Source organism: Tenacibaculum sp. HL-MS23, from assembly GCF_032463465.1.
GTDB classification, from domain to species: domain Bacteria; phylum Bacteroidota; class Bacteroidia; order Flavobacteriales; family Flavobacteriaceae; genus Polaribacter; species Polaribacter bernardetii.
In genome coordinates, this window is record NZ_CP135989.1 from 1245656 (window position 1) to 1266747 (window position 21092).

The 21092-nt window shown below is 34.1% G+C and carries 23 protein-coding genes; 6 read left to right on the forward strand and 17 right to left on the reverse strand.

Going from position 1 to position 21092, the window contains the following annotated elements; translation table 11 throughout:
- Window position 1 precedes the first annotated feature (1 nt).
- The 17 genes from rplE to rpsL form a co-directional block, all read right to left on the reverse strand.
- Entirely contained in the window at window positions 2-553 is a 552-nt protein-coding gene (gene rplE, locus RRF68_RS05855; protein WP_058885425.1) for a 50S ribosomal protein L5, read from the reverse strand.
- Between the two features lie 2 nt (window positions 554-555).
- Entirely contained in the window at window positions 556-864 is a 309-nt protein-coding gene (gene rplX / locus RRF68_RS05860; protein ID WP_218771185.1) for a 50S ribosomal protein L24, read from the reverse strand.
- 12 nt (window positions 865-876) lie between these two features.
- A complete protein-coding gene (rplN, locus tag RRF68_RS05865; protein WP_218771186.1) occupies window positions 877-1245 on the reverse strand; it encodes a 50S ribosomal protein L14 in 369 nt (122 codons plus the stop codon).
- 1 nt (window position 1246) lies between these two features.
- Window positions 1247-1504, reverse strand: a complete 258-nt coding sequence (gene rpsQ, locus RRF68_RS05870) for a 30S ribosomal protein S17 (RefSeq protein WP_068703444.1) — start codon at window positions 1502-1504, stop codon at window positions 1247-1249.
- An 18-nt stretch (window positions 1505-1522) separates the two neighbouring features.
- Entirely contained in the window at window positions 1523-1714 is a 192-nt protein-coding gene (gene rpmC, locus RRF68_RS05875; RefSeq protein WP_218771187.1) for a 50S ribosomal protein L29, read from the reverse strand.
- Window positions 1715-1725: 11 nt separating this feature from the next.
- Window positions 1726-2157, reverse strand: coding sequence for a 50S ribosomal protein L16 (gene rplP, locus RRF68_RS05880; RefSeq protein ID WP_218771188.1), 432 nt, complete (start codon window positions 2155-2157; stop codon window positions 1726-1728).
- Window positions 2158-2179: 22 nt separating this feature from the next.
- The gene (rpsC, locus tag RRF68_RS05885; protein WP_218771189.1) at window positions 2180-2902 is read right to left on the reverse strand and encodes a 30S ribosomal protein S3; all 723 of its coding nucleotides are present in this window, start codon (window positions 2900-2902) and stop codon (window positions 2180-2182) included.
- An 11-nt stretch (window positions 2903-2913) separates the two neighbouring features.
- Window positions 2914-3318, reverse strand: coding sequence for a 50S ribosomal protein L22 (gene rplV, locus RRF68_RS05890; protein WP_218771190.1), 405 nt, complete (start codon window positions 3316-3318; stop codon window positions 2914-2916).
- Window positions 3319-3327: 9 nt separating this feature from the next.
- Entirely contained in the window at window positions 3328-3606 is a 279-nt protein-coding gene (rpsS, locus tag RRF68_RS05895) for a 30S ribosomal protein S19 (RefSeq protein ID WP_028887472.1), read from the reverse strand.
- A 3-nt stretch (window positions 3607-3609) separates the two neighbouring features.
- Window positions 3610-4434, reverse strand: a complete 825-nt coding sequence (gene rplB, locus RRF68_RS05900; protein WP_218771191.1) for a 50S ribosomal protein L2 — start codon at window positions 4432-4434, stop codon at window positions 3610-3612.
- Window positions 4435-4445: 11 nt separating this feature from the next.
- Window positions 4446-4736, reverse strand: a complete 291-nt coding sequence (gene rplW, locus RRF68_RS05905; protein ID WP_218771192.1) for a 50S ribosomal protein L23 — start codon at window positions 4734-4736, stop codon at window positions 4446-4448.
- 8 nt (window positions 4737-4744) lie between these two features.
- Window positions 4745-5374, reverse strand: coding sequence for a 50S ribosomal protein L4 (rplD, locus tag RRF68_RS05910; protein ID WP_275315194.1), 630 nt, complete (start codon window positions 5372-5374; stop codon window positions 4745-4747).
- The gene (gene rplC, locus RRF68_RS05915) at window positions 5374-5991 is read right to left on the reverse strand and encodes a 50S ribosomal protein L3 (RefSeq protein ID WP_218771194.1); all 618 of its coding nucleotides are present in this window, start codon (window positions 5989-5991) and stop codon (window positions 5374-5376) included. The genes rplD and rplC overlap by 1 nt, the downstream gene beginning before the upstream one ends.
- Window positions 5992-6277: 286 nt before the next feature.
- The gene (rpsJ, locus tag RRF68_RS05920; RefSeq protein WP_024740605.1) at window positions 6278-6583 is read right to left on the reverse strand and encodes a 30S ribosomal protein S10; all 306 of its coding nucleotides are present in this window, start codon (window positions 6581-6583) and stop codon (window positions 6278-6280) included.
- Between the two features lie 12 nt (window positions 6584-6595).
- On the reverse strand, window positions 6596-8713 hold the full coding sequence (gene fusA / locus RRF68_RS05925) for an elongation factor G (RefSeq protein ID WP_275315193.1): 2118 nt from the start codon (window positions 8711-8713) through the stop codon (window positions 6596-6598).
- Between the two features lie 3 nt (window positions 8714-8716).
- Window positions 8717-9193 (reverse strand): 30S ribosomal protein S7, encoded by a 477-nt coding sequence (gene rpsG, locus RRF68_RS05930; protein WP_218771196.1) that lies wholly within the window; start codon window positions 9191-9193, stop codon window positions 8717-8719.
- 32 nt (window positions 9194-9225) lie between these two features.
- Window positions 9226-9600 (reverse strand): 30S ribosomal protein S12, encoded by a 375-nt coding sequence (gene rpsL / locus RRF68_RS05935; RefSeq protein WP_028887479.1) that lies wholly within the window; start codon window positions 9598-9600, stop codon window positions 9226-9228.
- Between the two features lie 303 nt (window positions 9601-9903).
- On the opposite strand from rpsL, the gene RRF68_RS05940 reads away from it, so the two are divergent.
- The 6 genes from RRF68_RS05940 (at window position 9904) to rlmB (ending at window position 21083) form a co-directional block, all read left to right on the forward strand.
- Entirely contained in the window at window positions 9904-13071 is a 3168-nt protein-coding gene (locus tag RRF68_RS05940; protein ID WP_315945289.1) for a SusC/RagA family TonB-linked outer membrane protein, read from the forward strand.
- A 17-nt stretch (window positions 13072-13088) separates the two neighbouring features.
- Complete coding sequence (locus tag RRF68_RS05945; RefSeq protein ID WP_315945290.1) at window positions 13089-14576, forward strand: SusD/RagB family nutrient-binding outer membrane lipoprotein; 1488 nt, start codon at window positions 13089-13091, stop codon at window positions 14574-14576.
- A gap of 192 nt (window positions 14577-14768) precedes the next feature.
- A complete protein-coding gene (locus RRF68_RS05950; RefSeq protein ID WP_218771199.1) occupies window positions 14769-17975 on the forward strand; it encodes a SusC/RagA family TonB-linked outer membrane protein in 3207 nt (1068 codons plus the stop codon).
- A 17-nt stretch (window positions 17976-17992) separates the two neighbouring features.
- Complete coding sequence (locus tag RRF68_RS05955) at window positions 17993-19459, forward strand: RagB/SusD family nutrient uptake outer membrane protein (RefSeq protein WP_315945291.1); 1467 nt, start codon at window positions 17993-17995, stop codon at window positions 19457-19459.
- A gap of 73 nt (window positions 19460-19532) precedes the next feature.
- Window positions 19533-20267: a hypothetical protein gene (locus tag RRF68_RS05960; protein ID WP_218771201.1), complete on the forward strand. Its 735-nt coding sequence runs from the start codon at window positions 19533-19535 to the stop codon at window positions 20265-20267.
- A gap of 78 nt (window positions 20268-20345) precedes the next feature.
- Window positions 20346-21083, forward strand: a complete 738-nt coding sequence (gene rlmB / locus RRF68_RS05965; protein ID WP_315945292.1) for a 23S rRNA (guanosine(2251)-2'-O)-methyltransferase RlmB — start codon at window positions 20346-20348, stop codon at window positions 21081-21083.
- The last annotated feature ends 9 nt before the right edge of the window (window positions 21084-21092 follow it).

Here is a 21092-nt window from a genome sequence, read left to right on the forward strand (position 1 = left end):
CTTAGTTCTTTTTAAATGGTAAACCTAATTCTGTTAATAATGATTTAGCTTCTTTATCAGTGTTAGCAGATGTTACAAAAGTAATATCCATTCCACTAATCTTTTTTACTTGATCAATATTAATTTCAGGGTAGATGATTTGTTCAGTAATTCCTAAATTATAATTACCTCTACCATCAAAACCATTAGCTTTGATTCCGTTAAAATCTCTTACACGTGGTAAAGAAGCAGTAACTAATCTGTCTAAAAATTCGTACATTTTAACTCCTCTTAACGTAACTTTTGCACCAATTGGCATTCCCTTACGTAATTTGAAGTTTGCAACATCTTTCTTAGAGATGGTTGAAACTGCTTTTTGACCTGTAATTGTAGTTAACTCGTCAATAGCGTATTCTATTAATTTCTTATCTGCTATAGCTGCCCCAACACCTTTATTTACAACAATCTTTTGTAATTTAGGTACTTGCATTACATTACTATAACCGAATTCTTCAGTAAGAGCTTTTATAACTCTGCTCTTGTACTCCTCTTTTAATCTTGGTACGTAACTCATTGTTATATTGCTTTATCTGATTTTTTTGAAAATCTAACTTTCTTATCTCCTTCTACTTTATATCCAACTTTTACAGCTTCACCGTTTTCGATTAATGCTAAGTTTGATATATGTAAAGAAGCTTCCTTTTTTACAATTCCTCCCTGAGGATTAGCTGCAGATGGCTTAGTGTGCTTAGACACCATGTTAACACCTTCAACTAATACTCTATCTTTATCCTTAAAGATTTGTAAAACTTTACCTTCCGATCCTTTGTGATCTCCTGCTAATACTTTTACAGTATCTCCTGATTTGATTTTGAACTTTTTCATCTTAATGTCGATTTAAAGCACTTCAGGTGCTAATGATACTATCTTCATAAATTGCTTATCACGTAATTCACGGGCTACAGGACCAAATACACGAGTTCCTCTCATTTCCTCTGTAGGATTTAAAAGTACACAAGCATTATCATCAAATCTGATGTATGATCCGTCTTTACGTCTAATTTCTTTTTTAGTACGAACAACAACTGCGCGAGATACTTGACCTTTTTTTACACTTCCGTTTGGAGATGTAGACTTTACAGTTACTACAATTTTATCTCCAACGCTAGCATAACGCTTTCTTGTTCCTCCTAAAACTCTTATCACTAAAACTTCTTTTGCTCCAGTGTTATCTGCGACTCTTAATCTTGATTCTGTCTGTAACATATTATTTAGCTCTTTCTAAGATTTCTACTAATCTCCAACGTTTAGATTTACTCATAGGACGTGTTTCCATTATCCTAACTGTATCTCCTTCGTTGCAGTCGTTATTCTCGTCATGTGCAACATACTTTTTCGTTTTTAATACGAATTTACCGTACATTGGGTGCTTAGTTCTTTTTACCTCATTAACAACAATAGATTTCTCCATTTTGCTACTAGATACTACACCTATTCTCTCTTTTCTAAGATTTCTTTTTTCCATCTTTAAAACTGACTAGAATTATTGTAATTCTCTTTTAGTTAACTCCGTAGCAATTCTTGCTACAGTTTTTCTTAAGCTTTTAATCTGCATTGGGTTTTCCAATGGAGTTATGGCGTGAGCCATCTTAAGATCCGTATAATTTTTCTTTAACGTCACAAACCTTCCTTGTAAGTCAGTTGTGGTTAATTCTTTAATTGCTGATTGTTTCATAGTATATAGAATTAAGCGTTAAAATCAAAATCTCTTGCAATAACAAACTTCGTTTTTACTGGAAGTTTTTGTGCAGCTAAACGTAAAGCTTCTTTTGCAACATCCATTGGTACACCACCAATTTCAAACAAAATTCTACCTGGTTTAATTACTGACACAAAATGGTCAGGAGCACCTTTACCTTTACCCATACGTACTTCTAATGGTTTCTTGGTAATAGGCTTGTCTGGAAATATCTTAATCCAAAGCTGTCCTTCTCTCTTCATGTGACGAGTTGCCGCAATACGAGCTGCCTCTATTTGGCGAGAGGTAAGTAAATTCTGATCTAATGATTTGATACCAAACATTCCGTTAGAAAGTTGAGCACCTCTACCAGAGTTACCTTTCATATTTCCTTTCGCCTTCTGTACCTTACGGTATTTTACTCTTTTTGGCTGTAACATTTTTAATTTCTAATTTTAAAAATTATTTTCTTCTGCGAGGTTGTTGACGTTTGTTTCCACCACCTTTATTAGCACCACCTTTTTGCTTAGATAATCCTACTAATGGAGATAATTCACGTTTTCCATAAACCTCACCTTTCATGATCCATACCTTAATACCTAATCTTCCGTATTGTGTATGTGCCTCAACAAGTGCATAATCAATGTCTGCTCTAAAAGTAGAAAGAGGAATTCTTCCTTCTTTATAATGCTCAGAACGTGCCATTTCTGCTCCATTTAAACGACCAGAAATTTGGACTTTAATCCCCTCTGAATTCATTCTCATTGCTGCAGTAATAGCCATTTTTGTAGCACGCTTGTAAGAAATTCTATTTTCAATTTGACGAGCAATACTAGCCGCTACTAATGTAGCATCTAATTCTGGACGCTTAATCTCAAAAATATTAATTTGAACTTCTTTTCCTGTAATTTTCTTAAGCTCTTCTTTTAACTTGTCTACCTCTTGACCTCCTTTACCAATAATGATACCTGGACGTGCAGTAGTGATAGTAACGGTTACAAGTTTAAGCGTACGCTCAATAATTACTCTTGATACACTTGCTTTAAATAAACGAGCATTAATATACTCTCTTATTTTATAGTCTTCAGCTAATTTATCTCCGTAGTCATTTCCACCATACCAGTTAGATTCCCATCCTCTGATAATTCCTAAACGATTTCCTATTGGATTTGTTTTTTGTCCCATTTCTACTTTGATTAATTACTTTTATTTTTAGCTCCTAGCTCTAAAGTAACGTGATTAGAACGCTTACGAATTCTGTGTGCACGCCCTTGTGGAGCTGGTCTTAATCTCTTTAACATACCTGCGCTATCTACAAAAATAGACTTAACGAATAACCCAGCATCTTCGATACTAGCATCTTCATTCTTAGCTTGCCAGTTTGCTATTGCAGACATTAACAATTTCTCTAAGTTTCTTGATGCTTCTTTTGGACTAAACTTTAAGATTTGCAAAGCTTTTTCAACCTCTACTCCTCTTACTAAATCTGCTACCAAACGCATTTTTCTTGGTGATGTAGGACAATTAGTTATTTTAGCGAAAGCTTTAGACTTTCTTGCTTCTTTTAACTGTGTTGCCATGTTATGTTTACGACTTCCCATAATTTCCTACTATTTTTTACCTTTATTTTTTGCACCAGCGTGTCCTCTAAAAGAACGTGTTGGTGAAAATTCGCCTAATTTATGACCTACCATGTTTTCAGTAACGTAAACTGGTACAAACTGACGTCCGTTATGAACAGCAATTGTTTGACCAACGAAATCTGGAGTAATCATACTTGCTCTTGACCAAGTTTTGATAACTGACTTACTCTCAGTTTCAACGTTAGTTAACACTTTTTTCTCTAACTTATAGTGAACGAAAGGTCCTTTTTTTAATGATCTTGCCATGGTTTATTTCTTTCTACGTTCTAAAATATACTTATTACTAGCTTTAGTTTTAGATCTAGTCTTAAACCCTTTAGCTGGAATACCGTTTCTTGATCTTGGATGTCCTCCTGAAGAACGTCCTTCACCACCACCCATTGGGTGATCAACTGGATTCATACGAACAGCATTTGTTCTTGGACGTTTACCTAACCATCTAGATCTACCTGCTTTACCAGAAACTAGTAATTGATGATCTGAATTAGATACAACTCCGATAGTTGCCATACAAGTTAACAAGATTAATCTTGTTTCACCTGAAGGTAACTTAACTGTAGCGTATTTACCATCTCTTGCCATTAACTGAGCAAATGAACCAGCAGAACGAGCCATAACAGCTCCTTGACCTGGATGTAACTCAATACAAGAAATAGTTGTTCCTAAAGGAATTTCGCTTAAGTATAAACCATTCCCCACTTCTGGAGCTAATCCTTTACCTGAAACGATTACCTGACCTACTTTTAAACCGTTTTGTGCAATTACATAACGCTTTTCACCATCAGCATAACTAAGTAAAGCAATAAATGCCGTACGATTTGGATCGTACTCTATAGTTTTTACTGTTGCAGGGATACCTTGTTTGTTTCTTTTGAAATCAATAATACGGTATTTTTGTTTATGACCACCACCGATATTACGTGTTGTCATTCTACCCTGGTTGTTTCGACCTCCAGATCGTTTTTTCGGAGCAAGTAAACTTTTCTCCGGCTTATCAGTTGTTATGGTGTCGAACCCATTTACAACTCTAAAACGCTGACCTGGTGTTATTGGTTTTAATTTTCTAACTGACATTCTGTCTTTTCTTAAAGATTGTTATAAAAATCAATAGTTTCTCCTTCAGCTAACTGAACGATTGCCTTCTTGTATCCACTAGTTATCCCTGTTACTAAACCTTTTTTTGTGTGCTTAGTATTTCTTTGAATAGGGTAGTTCATGGTCTTAACAGACTTAATTGCTACACCATAAGTTGCCTCAACAGCTCCTTTGATTTCCAATTTATTAGCCTTACTATTCACAACAAATGCATAACGATTAAATACTTCGCTATCTTTAGTTGCTTTTTCCGTAATAATAGGTTTAATTAAAATACTCATATCTTTCCCTATTTACTTAAGTTAATTTGAATTCCTTCTAAAGAGCTTTCAGAAATAACTACTTTGTTAGCGTTTAAAACACTGTAAGTATTAACTCCTGTAGCGTTTACTACTTTAGATCCTTTTATGTTACGAGATGATAAGTAAACATTGTTACTTTCTTCTCCTAATACAAATAAAGATTTTTTAGAGTCTAACTCTAAAGCTTTTAAAACATTGATAAACTCTTTAGTTTTTGGAGTTTCAAAATTGAAATCTTCAACAACAACTAAATTGCTTTCTTTTGCTTGAATACTTAAAGCAGACTTACGTGCTAAACGCTTTAAGTTTTTATTCAATTTAAAAGAGTAGTTTCTAGGTCTTGGTCCAAACATACGTCCACCCCCTCTGAAAACTCCAGATTTGATTGAACCAGCACGTGCGGTACCTGTTCCTTTTTGCTTTTTAATCTTTCTTGTACTACCAGCGATTTCTGCTCTTTCTTTAGACTTGTGAGTTCCTTGTCTTTGATTCGCCAAGTACTGCTTTACATCTAAATAAATTGCGTGATCGTTTGGTTCAATACCAAATACCTCGTTAGAAAGTTCAACTTTTCTACCGGTATCTTTTCCTGTAATATCTAAAACTGCTACTTTCATTATTTTTCGATAGTTACAAAAGTATTCTTGTGACCAGGAATTGCTCCTTTAACTACGATAAGATTCTTATCAGCAACCACTTTTAATACTTTTAAATTTTGAACTTTTACTTTGTCTCCACCCATACGACCTGCCATGCGCATTCCTTTGAATACTCTTGCAGGATATGATGCAGCACCAATCGAACCAGGAGCCCTTAAACGGTTATGCTGACCGTGAGTTGCTTGACCAACACCGGCAAACCCATGACGTTTAACAACACCTTGAAAACCTTTACCTTTAGAAACTCCAGAAACATCTACGAATTCTCCTTCAGCAAAGTGCTCAACAGTAATTGAATCACCTAATTTATACTCTCCGTCAAATCCTTGAAATTCAATGACTTTTTTCTTAGCAGATGTACCAGCTTTTTTAAAGTGTCCATCTAAAGCTTTATTAGAGCTTTTTGCTTTTTTGTCATCGAAACCAAGTTGTAACGCACTATAGCCGTCTACCTCTTCGGTTCTGACTTGGGTAACCACGCATGGCCCTGCTTCGATTACAGTACAAGGAATGTTTTTCCCGTTCTCATCGAATAAGCTGGTCATACCTACTTTTCTACCTATTAACCCAGACATATTTGTTAATTTTAAGACGATAGATTTTATTTATCCAGCGCGTCTATTAATAAAAATTTTTTGAAACAAATGTTTCAGTTTTTTCCTTTTAAATTTCACACAAAAAAAAGAGCGAAAAACATCTTCACTCTGAATTTGTTTTTACCATTTTTCCTTCGCGAAACCCTCAGGACATGTTAAACACTGAACAAATCAGCATTTTTACACCACGAAACGTTAATTCCGGTGCGCAAAAGTATAAAAAACTTTCGGTTTAAAAAAATTAAACCGAAAGTTAGTTAATTACTTATACTTTAATCTCAACTTCAACTCCACTTGGTAACTCAAGTTTCATTAAAGCATCAATAGTTTTCGAAGAAGAACTATAAATGTCTAATAATCTTTTGTAAGCAGATAATTGAAATTGTTCTCTAGATTTTTTGTTTACGTGTGGTGAACGTAATACTGTAAAAATCTTTTTATTTGTTGGTAAAGGAATAGGACCGTTTACTACAGCTCCTGTTGACTTTACTGTCTTTACGATTTTTTCAGCAGATTTATCTACTAAGTTGTAATCGTAAGATTTTAATTTAATTCTAATTTTTTGGCTCATCTTAATATCTTATTAACCTTTAGATTTTGCAATAACATCTTCTGAAACATTAGAAGGAGTTTCTGCGTAGTGAGAAAATTCCATAGTAGAAGTAGCTCTACCAGAAGACATTGTTCTTAAAGCTGTTACATATCCGAACATTTCAGATAATGGAACTAATGCTTTTACAACTTTAGATCCAGCACGATCACTCATATCGTTAACCTGACCTCTTCTTCTGTTTAAATCTCCTACAATATCTCCCATGTTTTCTTCAGGAGTTAATACTTCAACTTTCATTAATGGCTCCATAATTCTGGCTTTGGCAGCTTTAGCAGCAGCTTTATAACCCATTTTTGCAGCTAACTCGAAAGATAATGCGTCAGAATCCACAGGGTGGAAAGATCCATCTCTTAAAGTTACTTTCATTGAATCCATTTCATATCCAGCTAAAGGACCGTTCTTCATAGCTTCTTTGAAACCTTTCTCTACAGAAGGAACAAATTCTTTAGGAACGTTACCTCCTTTAATTACAGATTCGAACACTAAACCTTGAACACCTTCATCAGCAGGCTCCATCGTAAATGCTATATCAGCAAATTTACCACGTCCACCAGATTGTTTCTTAAAAACCTCTCTGTGTTCAGCTGCAGCTGTAATTGCTTCTTTGTATTCTACCTGTGGCTGACCTTCGTTCACCTCTACTTTGAATTCACGTTTTAAACGATCAACAATAATATCTAAGTGTAACTCTCCCATTCCTGAGATAATAGTTTGCCCTGAAGCTTCATCTGTTCTTACTGTAAATGTAGGATCCTCTTCTGCTAATTTTGCTAAAGACATTCCTAATTTATCTACATCTGCTTTAGTTTTAGGCTCAACCGCAATACCAATTACTGGATCTGGGAAGTCCATAGATTCTAAAACAATAGGATGTTTTTCATCCGACAAAGTATCTCCTGTTTTAATTGATTTAAAACCTACTGCTGCACCGATATCTCCTGCCTCAATGAAAGGAATAGCGTTTTGCTTGTTAGCATGCATTTGGTAGATACGAGAGATACGTTCTTTTTTTCCTGAACGGTTGTTTAAAACATAAGAACCTGCATCTAAACGACCAGAATATGTTCTAAAGAATGCTAAACGTCCTACGAAAGGATCAGTAGCAATTTTAAATGCTAAAGCAGCGAAAGGCTCCTTTACATCTGGCTTACGAGAAATCTCTTCACCATTATCTGGGTTAGTACCAACGATTGCTTCCTTATCCATTGGAGAAGGTAAATAACGACAAACAGCATCTAATAAGAACTGTACTCCTTTATTTTTAAACGCTGATCCACAAATCATAGGAATGATAGACATATCCATAACTGCAGCACGAAGCGCAGCATGCACTTCTTCTTCAGTAATAGAGTCTTCATCTTCCATGAATTTCTCTAAAAGATTTTCATCATAAGCAGCAACCTCTTCAATAAGTTTACCTCTTAATTCAGCAGCTTCTTCTTTTAAATCTTCTGGAATATCAATAACATCAAATGTAGCTCCTTGTGTAGCATCATGCCATACAATAGCACGGTTCTTCACTAAATCTACAATACCTTTAAACTCATCTTCATCACCAATGTTCATAACAATTGGCACTGCGTTTGACTTTAACATATCCTTAACTTGCTGACATACTGCCATAAAGTTAGATCCTTGACGATCCATTTTGTTAACAAAACCGATACGTGGCACTTTATAGTTATCAGCAAGTCTCCAGTTAGTTTCAGACTGAGGCTCAACACCATCAACTGCACTAAATAAGAAAACTAATCCATCAAGTACTCTTAATGAACGATTTACTTCAACTGTAAAATCAACGTGACCTGGAGTATCAATAATATTAAAGTGATATCCTTTTGTTTCATCTGTAGATTCACCATTGTTTAATGGGAATTTCCATTCACAAGTAGTAGCAGCAGAAGTAATTGTAATACCTCTTTCCTGTTCTTGCTCCATCCAGTCCATAGTTGCGGCACCATCATGCACCTCACCTATTTTATGACTAACACCTGTATAATATAATACACGTTCTGTCGTAGTGGTTTTACCAGCATCAATGTGCGCAGCAATACCAATGTTTCTAGTAAATTTTAAATCTCTAGCCATTTCTTAGAATCTAAAGTGTGAGAATGCTTTGTTAGCTTCAGCCATCTTATGAGTGTCTGTACGCTTCTTAACAGCAGCACCTTCTTCCTTAGCCGCAGCTAAAATTTCAGCAGCTAAACGCTGTGCCATTGTTTTCTCATTACGCTTTCGCGTATATGTTATCATCCATTTAATAGCCATAGACACTTTACGGTCTGGGCGAATTTGCATTGGAATTTGGAATGTTGCTCCACCTACACGACGAGAACGAACCTCTACATGTGGCATTACATTTGACAAACCATCTTTCCAAATTTCTAAGGCTGATTTTTCTTCGTCAGTCTTTTTTTCGTTTACGATATCCATTGCATCGTAAAATACTTTAAAAGCTACAGATTTTTTACCATCCCACATTAAGTTGTTTACAAAACGTGTTACTAATTGGTCGTTAAACCTTGGATCTGGTAAAAGAACCCTTTTTTTCGCTTTTCTTTTTCTCATGTCTTTACATTAAAAAAGTTAATTGATTGTTTTTACTTCTTTGGGCGTTTTGCACCGTACTTAGATCTACGTTGGGTTCTACCCTCAACTCCTGCAGTATCTAATGCACCACGTACTACGTGATACTTAACTCCTGGCAAATCTTTTACCCTTCCACCTCTAACTAATACTATCGAGTGCTCTTGCAAGTTGTGCCCTTCTCCTGGAATATACGCGTTAATTTCGTTACCATTTGTTAATCTTACCCTTGCTACCTTTCTCATTGCTGAGTTAGGTTTCTTAGGTGTAGTGGTATACACACGCGTACAAACTCCACGTCTCTGAGGACAAGCTTGTAAAGCAGCCGATTTACTCTTCTTAGTTATTTTGGTTCTTCCTTTACGAACTAATTGTTGAATAGTTGGCATACTATTATTACTTGTTTTTAATTTGTACTAAAAATTACTCTCTTTAAAAGAGTGTGCAAATGTACAATTATTTTCTAATTATTCAAATATCAATGAGTTATTTTTAAAAAACAGATCCCCCTGCAAAAAATAAAAATTCTTACAAGTAGAAGCAAAAATTAAAAACCTTCAGTATACCCTACACCCAACACACTTACAACGAACACAATAATTTATGTGTTTTATTAAGAAATAATTAACTTTTATGTTGTTTAATTAAGAATTATTTAAGATTTTTGAACAATTAATTCAAACAATTATAAAATGAAAACGAAATTTAATGGGATTTTAACTTTCTTTTTAGCGCTACTTGTTCAAGTAACATTCGCGCAAGAAAGAACAATTTCAGGTGTTGTTTCTGACGAAACAGGTCCTCTGCCTGGAGTTAACGTAATTAAAAAAGGAACTACTGTTGGTGTAGAATCAGACTTCAATGGTAATTATTCTATCAGTGCTAAAACAGGCGAAGTACTTGTTTTTAGTTTTGTTGGAATGAAAACTGCTGAAAAAACAGTTGGAAGTTCTAATCAACTTAATGTATTAATGATAAACAACAACGTACTTGACGAGATTGTTGTTACTGCCCTAGGTATTAAAAGAGAAAAGAAAAGTTTAGGTTTTGCTCAACAAACTGTAGAGGCAGAACAACTTACTCAAACAAGAGAGGTTGACCTTAACAATTCTATCGCTGGTAGAGTTGCAGGTGTTCAAATACTTGGTGCTCCTAGTACTGGTTTTGGTAACGCCTTAGTAAGATTAAGAGGTGAGTCAGATTTATTATACGTGGTAGACGGAGTAAAAGTTTCTAGCTCATCTGATATTAACACGGACGATATTGAAAACTTAAGTGTATTAAAAGGTAGTGCTGCAACAGCTCTTTATGGTCCTATTGGTAAAAATGGTGTAGTTGTAATTACATCTAAAAAAGCTAAAAACGGAAAAACATCTATTGTTTTAGATCAATCTATACAGGTTTCTAACGTTTATGTTTTACCTGAATACCAGAATGAATACGGTGGAGGTTACTCTCAAGAGTTCTCTACCTTAAATGGTCAAAACATTCCTAATTATGCAGCAGATGCTTCTTGGGGCCCTAAATTAGATGGAAGATTAGTTAGACACTGGGATAGCTGGATTCCTAATAGTGCTGAATTTGGAGAGTTAAGAGCATGGTCTCCTAACGCTAATAACATTAAAGATTTCTTTAACACAGGTGTTACAAGAAATACCAACCTTGCTTTTTCTAAAGGAGGAGATGGTTATAATGTAAAAGCTTCTGTAAGAAATGTTGATATTGAAGGAGTTATACCAAATTCTGAAAGACAACTTAACCAAGTTAGTGTTCAAGCTAACTTTGATGTTAGTGAAAGATTAAATGTTTACACTAATATTAACTATCAAAATAGAACTACAGTAAACAACCCTACAGGTGGTTATAATGGTCTTGCTTCTGGTTTTAACCAATGGTGGCAAAGACAATTAGACATGGATAGAATAAGAAAAAATGACTTCCAAAATGATCAATGGTATTCTTGGAACCTAAGAAGTAATGCTGATCCTCGTCCATTATATTGGGATTCTCCATTTTTCGAGGTAGAGAACAATACTAAAAACCAAGTAAAAGATGCTACTTTTGGTAACTTTGGTTTAAATTATGAAGTTAATGATGACATAAACTTAAATGTAGAGTTAAGAAGAACTGTTAACACTTTTAAAAGTGATGCTAGAGTTGGATTTGGTGGTTTAAACCAAACTGAATTTACTGAACAAGAAAACACTTTAACGTCTTTCGAATTTTTTGCTGCAGCAACATATCAAAAAGACTTAACTGAAGATTTAGATTTAACTGCAACGTTAGGTACTGAGCTTAGAACTGATAAAGAAAGAAGAACAACTGCTACATCTGTTGGTGGGTTAACAATACCTGGTATTTTTACAATTGCATCTTCAAAAGATAGGCCAACTTATACTGCTTTCAATTCTCAAGCAAGAAACAATGGTTTATTTGCTACAGCATCTTTAGGTTTTAAAGACATGTTATATTTAGACGGTTCTATAAGAGGTGACTGGAACTCTAATGCTGATAATGAAAATAACAGAGTAATAACTTATGGTGTTTCTGGAAGTTTCTTGTTTAGCAAATTAATTGAATCAGAAGCTTTTTCTTTTGGTAAATTAAGACTTGGTTATGCTGAAGCACCTGATTTCCCAAGATTTGGAAGTACAACACAAACTTACACGTTAGGTTCTAACAATAATGGTGTTGTTCCTTTCTACAACAACTCAAATCAAGCTAATCCTTTTATTGAAGGTGGTGTGAGAACAGAATTTGAAGTTGGTACTGAATTACAATTTTTTAGAAATAGATTTGGTGTAGATTTTACTTACTTTAATAGAAAAGACAAAAACTTAGCTATTGATGTGCCACTATCTCCAGCATCTGGTTATTTTGGAGCTGCTGTAAACTCTGGTAAATTTACTAGTAAAGGTCTTGAGATTGCTTTAAATGCAACACCTGTTAGGAATGAAAATTTTGAATGGAACATTGGTGTTAACTTTGCTACATTAGAAAAAACTACTGATGAGTTATATGTAGATCCTGATACAGGTGAAGCTATTGAAAATGAAATTTTAGACACTACTTGGAGAGGTATTAATATTGAATCTAGAGTAGGTGAAGAATATGGAGCTATCTATGGTAGAAAAATAATTAGAGATGATGCTGGTAACCAGGTATTAAATAATCAAGGTGAAATTCAGTTTGAACAAAACCAATATTTAGGTAACTTACTTCCTGATTTTACTGGTGGTTTATCTAACAGAATTAAATACAAAAACTTTACATTAAGTGCTAATGTTGATTTCCAAAGTGGTGGTAAATTCTTCTCTGTAACTCAAATGTTTGGTAACTACTCTGGTTTATTAGCACCAACTGTAGGTAACAACGCCGCTGGTAACCCAGTAAGAGATGCCATTAGCGGAACGAATGTTCCTGCACCAACTGATGCAGATCCTTCCGCAACTAATGACAATGTAATATTTGGTGATTCAGCAAACGCAAACACAGGTGGTGTGTTAGTTAGCGGAGTTGATTCTACAACTGGCCAACCTGCTTCTTATTATGTTGAACCTCAAACCTATTACGGTAGTTTATTCGCTTTACATGAAAAGTGGTTATATGACGCATCTTACGTTAAGCTAAGACAAGTATCTTTAGGGTATGATTTACCTTCTACGATATTTGAAGATTCATTTATCGAAAGTATTTCTTTAAATGCTTTTGCTAATAACCTTTGGTTGATATATTCAAGCGTAGACGGAGTGGATCCTTCTGAGCTAGAAAACACTTCTGCTGGTGGATTACGTTGGGAAGAAGGTGGTCAGTTACCAAGTAGCCGTTCTTTCGGAATAAACGTAAAAGTTAAATTTTAATTAAAAATATTAAGAAAATGAATAAAAAATTCAAAAGCTTGTTAGCTACTGTAGCTGCCTCTGTTTTATTAGTAGGTTGTGAAAGTTACGACTTTGGTGACACAGGTGTAGACAAAAATAATCCTGTAGTAGCGATTCCATCGTCACTTTTAACAGGAGCACAATCAAAAATAGTAGGAACTGTAAGTTTAAGTTCAACTGCAACTCCTTCTTTATATGTACAGCATTTATCACAAACGCAGTACACTGAAGAGTCGAGATACCAAACTATAAACTATAACTGGAATGTTGTGGGTAGTGGTGCAGGAGTAGATGGTACTGTAAATTTTTACAACAAAGTATTTCCTAACTTGTTACAAATAATAGATTTAAACACTAATGAAAGCACAAAAGTTGCAGCAGCAGTGTATGGTTCTAACAACAACCAAATAGCTGTAGCTAAGTTAATGTGGTCTTATTATTTTCAATGGGCAACAGACCGTTGGGGTATGCTACCTTATAGCGATGCATTTGGAGGAAGATCTTCTTCAAAGTCTAAATATGATTCACAAGAGGATATTTACAAGGATTTATTTAATAAAATAGATGAAGCGTTAGCTCAAATGGATTCAGGTGATGCACCACAAGGAGATATTTTATTTGGTGGAGACATGGCTAAATGGACTAAATTTGGAAACACTTTAAAAATGAATATGGCTATTCGTTTAGCAAAAGTATATCCTGCTGCAGGTGGTTATGCTGCAACAAAGTTCAACGAAGCTATGGCAGGTGCTATATCATCTAATTCTGAAGATATTATGTTCCCTTCTATTGCTAATGATGCATATGACAATCCTTACCAGGATGATTATATTGATTTAGGAAGAACAGATGAATGTTTAAGTGATGTTCTTGTTGATAGAATGTTAGGTTTAAACGATCCTCGTTTACCTAAATTTGGTGAACCAGCTGCATCTACAGGAACCTTTGTTGGTTTACTTTACGGATGGTCTCAGTCAGGTACTATTCCTAATGCTGATGTATCTTTTATGAACGATGATCTAATTAAGAATAGTGAAAGAGATTTACCAATGTTTACTTATTCTCAAATCTCATTTAACAAAGCTGAAGCAGCTTTATTAGGTTGGATTCCAGGAAGTGCTCAAACATTTTATGAAGACGCTGTAAAAGCATCTATGGTGCAATGGTCTGTAGATTCTGCCGATGCAGATGCTTATTTATTAGAAGCAGATGTTGCATACAATGCTGCTTCAGCGATGAATCAGATAGCTGAACAAAAATGGTTAGCATTATTTTACCAACCTTATGAAGCTTGGGCTGAATGGAGAAGATTAGATTTCCCTAATTTATCACCTGCAGTTAATCCTTTAAACGGTACTTCTATACCTGTAAGACATGGTTATCCTACTGCAGAAGTATCTCAGAATAAAGCTAATTATGATGCTGCTGTCGCTGCTCAAGGCCCAGATGGTTTATTCACCAAACTTTGGTGGGACGTAAACTAAATACATCTATTATCTCTTTACAATAATTGCACCCAGTTCATTAAGGACTGGGTGTTTTTTTATCTATAAGAACAAAAATATCTCAAAAAAAACACCTGCAACTACCAATAAAACAAACATATTGTGTTAAAAAATTGTTTATTTAAGATAAAATTAGGACTTTAGCAGCTAATTAATTCAAATAATTATACAATGAGAACAAAGTTTAATGGAATTTTAACGCTTTTGCTAGCGTTGGTTGTGCAAATATCCTTTGCACAAGACAAAACAATTTCAGGTACCGTTTCTGATGAATCGGGTCCTTTACCTGGGGTTACAGTAATTAAAAAAGGTACAACAATAGGTACTGAAACAGATTTTGATGGTAATTATACTATTAAAGCAAATGTTGGAGATGTATTAGTTTACACTTTCGTGGGTATGAAACCTGCAGAGAAATCTGTTGGTACTAATAGTACTATTAATGTAATTTTAGAAACTGACAATTTACTAGAAGAAGTTGTTGTTACAGGTTACGGTACTTCTACAAAACAAGCGTTTACAGGTACAGCAAAAGTTGTTAAGAGTGAATACTTAGAAGCTAAATCTGTATCTAACGTTTCACAAGCTTTGGCAGGTGAAGTTGCAGGTGTTACCGTTGTTAACGGTTCTGGTCAACCAGGTAGTGCTGCTACAATTAGAATTAGAGGTTTTGGTACTATTAATGGTAGTAGTGCTCCTTTATATGTTGTTGATGGTGTACCTTATGTAAACAGTATAAGTAATATTAACCCTGCTGATATTGAATCAACTACTATTTTAAAAGATGCAACTGCAACTTCTATATATGGTTCTAGAGGTGCTAATGGTGTTATTGTTATAACAACTAAAAAAGGTAGAAACGGAGTTTCTAATATCTCTGTTGATATTAAAACAGGTGTTAACATGAGGTTATTACCTGCGTATGAAGTTGTAAAATCTCAAGATGAATTTATTGGACTTTCTTGGGAATCATTAAGAAACACAGGAGACTTCTTAGGAAGTTCTGATCCGGCTGCTTATGCAAATGCTAATTTATTCTCAGGAGCTGGAATTAGCCCTGACTACAATATGTGGAATGTTAATAGTGTAAGTGAACTTATTGACCCTACTACTGGTAAAGTTAGACCTGGTGTTACTCGTAAATATACTCCAGAAGACTGGTCAGATTATGGGTTTCAATCTTCTATAAGAACTGAAGCTAACGTAAGTATGAGTGGCGGTAATGATTCAACTACATATTTCTCTTCATTTGGTTATTTAGATGATGTTGGATATTTGGTGAATTCTGATTTTCAACGTTACAGCACAAGATTAAATGTAACGCATAAGCCTGCTAAATGGATCGAAGCTAACGCTAATATGGACTACTCTTATGCAGTGCAAACTGCTAACGGACAATCTGAAGATTCTGGATCAATTTTTTGGTTTACAGATAATATACCTTCTATTTATCCTTTATTTTTACGTGATGCTAATGGGGCTATCGTTAAAGATCCTTTTTATGGAGGTAATCAATATGATTATGGTCAGAATAGAGGTTTTGGAGGTTTAACAAATGCTATTGCTGACGCTAACTATGATTTAAGTCAAAATAAGCGTCATTCTATAAATGGTAATTTCTCTTTTAAATTTAACCTAACAGAAGATTTATCTTTCACTGCTAAATATGGAGCTAACTATTATAGCTTTATTGACGATAGTATCAACAACCCTTTCTATGGTTCTGCTGCAGGACAAGGTGGTAGTTTATTTAAAGAACAACGTCAAGCTTTAACACAAAACTTTTTACAAATGTTTAACTACAGTAAAAGTTTTGGAAACCATAACATAACTGCTTTATTAGCACATGAAAGTAATGAATGGAAGAGAGATCGTACTTTTATAAGTAAAAACACTGTAGTTAATTTAGTTAACGGTTTAGACAACCCAACTAACTATGTTAACGTGGGTTCTAATCCAGAAGGATATACTGAAGAGACAGGTTTAGAAAGTTATTTTACACAAGTAAATTATAGTTATAATGATAAATACTTCTTATCAGGTACTATTAGACGTGATGGTTCTTCTCGTTTTGCTAAAAACAAATGGGGTACATTCTGGTCTGCAGGTGCATCATGGATTATGAGTAAAGAAAACTTCATGAGTAATGCTAGTTTTGTAAACTATTTAAAATTAAAAGCTAGTTACGGTATAACTGGTGATCAAGGTGGTGCTGGTTTCTATTCTGGACAAAACAATTATAACATTGATAATTTAGATGGTAATATTTCTTTAATTCTTGGAGCTATTGAAAACCCAGAATTAACATGGGAATCTAGTAATATGTACCAAGTAGGTACTGAATTTAGACTATTTAATAACATTATTGATGGTTCTTTAGATTACTACATTAAAGATACTGATGATTTACTTTTTGATGTTCGTATTCCAATCTCAGCAGGTGATGCTATTTTAACTAAAAATGATGGATCAATTGTAAACAGAGGTTTTGAATTTGATTTAACTGGTCACATTATAAATAAAGAGAATTTTAAATTAGATTTATCTGTTAATGGTGAAATGTTAGAAAATGAAATAACTCAAATGCCTTTTGATACACCAGCAGGAAGAAATAAAATAATTGATATAGACGGTAACTTTGGTAGGACTGAAGGAAGAAGTAGATTTGATTACTACATGCCAGTATGGGCAGGTGTAGATGCTTCTAACGGTAATCCTTTATGGGAAACAAACTATGTAGATACCAATAGTAACGGGGCGTTTGACTCTGGAGAAGAAATTTTAGAACTATATGAATATAAAGTACTAAACCCTGACGCTACAATAGAACAAGCTCTTACGAGTGACTATACTGAAGCTTCAAATAAATTTGTTGGTAAATCTGCTATTCCTACTGTAAGAGGAGCATTTAGATTATCTGCTAAAATTCATGATTTTGACATTAGCTCTCAATTCGCTTATAGTTTAGGTGGTTATGGTTATGATGGTAACTACGCAAGCGTTATGGGTAATGATCAAGCAGGTGGTAACAACTACCATATAGACATCAGAGATAGATGGCAAAACCCAGGAGATGTAACAAATGTACCAAGATTATATAGTAACCAAAATATCAGAGTTACTAGTCAATCTACTCGTTTTTTAACAAAATCTGATTATTTAGCATTAAATAATGTAAGGATTGGTTATACTATACCGTCTAACTTCCTAAACAACACTGGTGTTTCTGGAGTTAACATATGGTTAGCTGGTGATAATCTTTTCTTATTAAGCGCTAGAGAAGGATACAACCCATCTACTTCATTAGTAGGATCTTCTGCAAGATACAGATACAACCCATTATCTACATTCACATTAGGTGTTCGTATAAAAATTTAATTTAAAAAATTTAAAAAATGAAACGTAATTTAATCAAAACAGTATTTGCTCTTACTGTAATTACAACATTATTTAGTTGTGGTGATGAGCTCTTAGACAAAAGCCCTACTCAATTTATAAATGTTGATGATGCAGGTGCTTCTGGTGCATTAAATCCTGTAATTTTAGAATCTACACTTAATGGTGTTTACTCTATGATGGTAAATGCTTTTACTGGAGGTACTACTGACCATAGTGATTTTGGTCAAAAAGGATATGATATATACACAGATTTTTTATCTGGTGATTTAGCTTTAACAGCAAACAACTATAATAGATATGGTGATTTTGCTAACTTACAATCTACCTTAGATTTCTCTAACAATGATAACTATATTCCTTGGAGATATTATTATAGAGTTATTAAGTCTAGTAATTTAATCATTGCTTCTCTTGGAGGTAATACAGCAATTCCTGACTCTGAATCTGCAAGACACTCTTTAGGTCAAGCAAAAGCTTTAAGAGCTTACGCATATTTTTACTTATCTCAATTGTATCAAGCAGAGTATAATGCTTCTGAAGCTATATTACCTTTATATACAGAGGTAAAAGACGTGGAACCTCAAGCTCCAATGAGTGAGGTGTTCGATCAAATTATTAGCGATCTTTCATCTGCTATTACTCTTTTAGATGGTTTTTCAAGAACTTCAAAATCTGCTGTAAATGCCGATGTCGCAAAAGGATTACTAGCATATACTTATGCTGCTAAAGGCGATAGCGCTTCAAACATTAAAGCTAAAAACTTAGCTAATGAAGTAATTGCAGGTTATCCTCTTATGGATGCTAGTGAAGTTACTGGAGGTTTTAATAACGTTGGTACACCAGGATGGATCTGGGGATTTGATGTTACTTTAGCTAACGGTTTAGATTTAGTTTCATGGTGGGGTCAAATGGATGTATTTACATACAGTTACCAATGGGCTGGTGATAAAAAAGGAATGGATGATGTTTTATATGCTTCTATAGATGCTAACGACATTAGAAAAACTCAATTTGATCCTACTAACGACTTACAACCTAGAAACAAGTTTTATAATGGTGCTAGAGTTATTGGTGGACAAAGGAACATTGAAGATGATTATGTATTCATGAGAGTTGCTGAAATGTATTTATTATCTGCTGAGATGTCAGCTAAAGAAGGTATGGATGGTGATGCTAAAAGTACTTTAAAGCAATTATTATCAAAAAGATATACTAATGCTGCTGATTATGCTTATGTTGATGCATTAGCTGGTAGTGCATTATTAGATGAAGTTATTTTAGAAACAAGAAAAGAATTATGGGGTGAAGGAAAGAGTTATTTATCTATGAAAAGGAATAAGCAAATGATGACTAGAGGTACTAATCATGTTTTTCTTTCTGGATTATCTATTCCTCATACAGATGAAAGATTAACTTATCCTATTCCACGTTCAGAAGTTCAAAATAACCCTTTTATTAACTAATAATATATATTTAGAAAGCTTTCTATAATTACAGAAAGCTTTCTATAATTATATTTTTTGAAAACCAATAATTATGAAAAAATATTTATTTTTATTTTTACTTTCTATCTCTTTTTTAACCTTTACTAGTTGTGAAGAACAAATTGAAACATCTGATTTAAAATATATCTCTTTTGGAAAAACTGATGTTTCTTTTGACGTATCTGAAGGGACAGAAGCTTCTCAAGAATTTTATTTCTACACTACAAATAAATCTTCTAGCGATAAAACGTTTAATATAGAAGTATTGGAAGCTAGTACTGCTGATGCAGGGTTTTATTCTATACCTTCTACTGTGACAGTTCCAGGAGGATCTAATAAAGGGATGATTTCAATTTCTATAACTGATGGGACTTGGTTAGATACAGACCAAACTATCATGTTAAGATTAACTTCAGATGAATACGCAGTTGGTCAAGTTGCTACTTACAATGTTTCTAGACTTTGTGGTGCAGGAACTGTAAAACTTGCAATGGATATTACTTTTGATGATGGTTATCCTGAAGAAATTGCTTGGAGAATTTTAGATGCTACAGGAGCAACTGTAATAGCAAGTGCTACTCCATTCGGTTATGGTGCATATGCTGATTTAGAAGACGGTATTTCTGTTGCTGCTGGGTGTTTACCTGAAGGAGATTATACACTAGAAGTATATGATTCTTATGGTGATGGAGGTCATGGTTACAGCGTTAAAGCCAACGGGGCTACTATCGCAACAATAGCGCAAGATAGTTTTACAAGTTCTGCAGCTATAGCTTTTACTTTATAATATTTTAAATATTTAAGCGAAAGAACCACCTCTAACGAGGTGGTTTTTTTTTACAATAAATTCAACTACATTTGCAGCATGGAAGAAAACACTACTATTTTTGGTATTAGAGCAATTATTGAGGCTATTGAAAGTGATGCATCAATTAACAAAGTATATCTACAAAAAGGACTTAGAGGCGAGTTATTTTTTGAATTAGATAAGTTATTACGAAAAAACAGAGTATCAACTAGTGTTGTTCCTATAGAAAAACTTGATAGATTGTCTAAGCACAGCAATCATCAAGGAGCTGTTGCTAAAATTTCTCCAGTAGATTTTAATGATTTAGAAACATTAATTGAAACTACTTTAGAGTCTGATAAAATGCCTTTATTCTTGCTGTTAGATCAGGTATCTGATGTACGTAATTTTGGTGCTATTATTAGAACTGCTGAATGTACTGGTGTTAACGGAATTATCATTCAAAAAAGTGGTAGTGCTCCTGTAAATGCTGAAACTATAAAAACATCAGCTGGTGCAGCTTTTAAAATACCTATCTGTAAAGTAGATCATATTAAAGATGCTATGTTTCAATTACAAGCGGCAGATATAAAAATGGTTGCTGCTAGCGAAAAAACAGAAGATTCTGTTTTTGATGTTGATTTAAATCAACCAATGGCAATTATAATGGGTTCTGAGCACAAAGGTGTAAGTTCTTCTGTTTTAAAAATGGTAGATTACAAAGCCAAATTGCCTTTACTTGGTGAAATTGAATCTTTAAATGTTTCAGTTGCCTGTGGTGTATTTCTATATGAAACACTAAGACAACGACAATAATATAAATAA

Coding starts and splice junctions, on each gene's coding strand:
- rplE (WP_058885425.1), bottom strand. CDS start 553: ATGAGTTACGTACCAAGATTAAAAGAGGAGTACAAGAGCAGAGTTATA.
- rplX (WP_218771185.1), bottom strand. CDS start 864: ATGAAAAAGTTCAAAATCAAATCAGGAGATACTGTAAAAGTATTAGCA.
- rplN (WP_218771186.1), bottom strand. CDS start 1,245: ATGTTACAGACAGAATCAAGATTAAGAGTCGCAGATAACACTGGAGCA.
- rpsQ (WP_068703444.1), bottom strand. CDS start 1,504: ATGGAAAAAAGAAATCTTAGAAAAGAGAGAATAGGTGTAGTATCTAGT.
- rpmC (WP_218771187.1), bottom strand. CDS start 1,714: ATGAAACAATCAGCAATTAAAGAATTAACCACAACTGACTTACAAGGA.
- rplP (WP_218771188.1), bottom strand. CDS start 2,157: ATGTTACAGCCAAAAAGAGTAAAATACCGTAAGGTACAGAAGGCGAAA.
- rpsC (WP_218771189.1), bottom strand. CDS start 2,902: ATGGGACAAAAAACAAATCCAATAGGAAATCGTTTAGGAATTATCAGA.
- rplV (WP_218771190.1), bottom strand. CDS start 3,318: ATGGGAAGTCGTAAACATAACATGGCAACACAGTTAAAAGAAGCAAGA.
- rpsS (WP_028887472.1), bottom strand. CDS start 3,606: ATGGCAAGATCATTAAAAAAAGGACCTTTCGTTCACTATAAGTTAGAG.
- rplB (WP_218771191.1), bottom strand. CDS start 4,434: ATGTCAGTTAGAAAATTAAAACCAATAACACCAGGTCAGCGTTTTAGA.
- rplW (WP_218771192.1), bottom strand. CDS start 4,736: ATGAGTATTTTAATTAAACCTATTATTACGGAAAAAGCAACTAAAGAT.
- rplD (WP_275315194.1), bottom strand. CDS start 5,374: ATGAAAGTAGCAGTTTTAGATATTACAGGAAAAGATACCGGTAGAAAA.
- rplC (WP_218771194.1), bottom strand. CDS start 5,991: ATGTCTGGGTTAATAGGTAGAAAAGTAGGTATGACCAGCTTATTCGAT.
- rpsJ (WP_024740605.1), bottom strand. CDS start 6,583: ATGAGCCAAAAAATTAGAATTAAATTAAAATCTTACGATTACAACTTA.
- fusA (WP_275315193.1), bottom strand. CDS start 8,713: ATGGCTAGAGATTTAAAATTTACTAGAAACATTGGTATTGCTGCGCAC.
- rpsG (WP_218771196.1), bottom strand. CDS start 9,193: ATGAGAAAAAGAAAAGCGAAAAAAAGGGTTCTTTTACCAGATCCAAGG.
- rpsL (WP_028887479.1), bottom strand. CDS start 9,600: ATGCCAACTATTCAACAATTAGTTCGTAAAGGAAGAACCAAAATAACT.
- RRF68_RS05940 (WP_315945289.1), top strand. CDS start 9,904: ATGAAAACGAAATTTAATGGGATTTTAACTTTCTTTTTAGCGCTACTT.
- RRF68_RS05945 (WP_315945290.1), top strand. CDS start 13,089: ATGAATAAAAAATTCAAAAGCTTGTTAGCTACTGTAGCTGCCTCTGTT.
- RRF68_RS05950 (WP_218771199.1), top strand. CDS start 14,769: ATGAGAACAAAGTTTAATGGAATTTTAACGCTTTTGCTAGCGTTGGTT.
- RRF68_RS05955 (WP_315945291.1), top strand. CDS start 17,993: ATGAAACGTAATTTAATCAAAACAGTATTTGCTCTTACTGTAATTACA.
- RRF68_RS05960 (WP_218771201.1), top strand. CDS start 19,533: ATGAAAAAATATTTATTTTTATTTTTACTTTCTATCTCTTTTTTAACC.
- rlmB (WP_315945292.1), top strand. CDS start 20,346: ATGGAAGAAAACACTACTATTTTTGGTATTAGAGCAATTATTGAGGCT.